The sequence below is a fragment of the Moraxella sp. genome (assembly GCF_024227015.1).
Taxonomy (GTDB): Bacteria; Pseudomonadota; Gammaproteobacteria; order Pseudomonadales; family Moraxellaceae; genus Moraxella.
Genome location: NZ_JAAELD010000253.1, coordinates 1 through 572 on the forward strand (window position 1 = coordinate 1; position 572 = coordinate 572).

1 protein-coding gene is annotated in these 572 nt (G+C 45.6%); it reads left to right on the top strand.

Annotated elements, in window-relative coordinates:
* Positions 1 to 572, top strand: a 572-nt coding sequence (locus GY683_RS05965; protein WP_297287872.1) for a hypothetical protein, incomplete at both ends; no start/stop codon positions are given.

The following is a 572-nucleotide window of genomic DNA, read 5'->3' on the forward strand; positions in this document are numbered from 1 at the left end:
ATAGTCGTTTATTAATGCGGCGGTGGAAAGCCCTGGAATTGCGTGCGTTGCCAGAAGAATTTAATGTAGCCAGTGTTAGCAGTTCTTATTTGCGCCGCGTTAAAAAAGCGGGTATTGTCACATCAGAATTACGGGAATTATTCCTAGCGCAATTGGCTCAAGATCGGACGCATTATCTTGAGTCTATTCGCGGTGTTTGGCCAGATTTTGATTTGGATAATTATGCCGAACGTGTCAAAACTCGCTATCAAGTGCTTGATTTATCTGCGCTTACGCCACCGTCACGGGATGACGTAGATGATGGGCGCATTTTATTGAGGGATGTTTTTGTTCCCCAAATGGTACGGAAAAGTCGTCCGCCGCGTGAGTTGCCCAAGGAAATTTTGAGTCGGTTGCATGAGAAGGGCGAATTGGATGAACTGCCAGATGAATTTGGTGCGGATGATTTTAAACAGTTGCAGAAGCGTTGGACGCAAATTCAACCAGAGTCGGTATTAACGGCAGTGGCTAAACCTGAAAATAAACGTTTGATTTTGTTGGGTGATCCAGGTTCGGGTAAATCGACGTTGGCG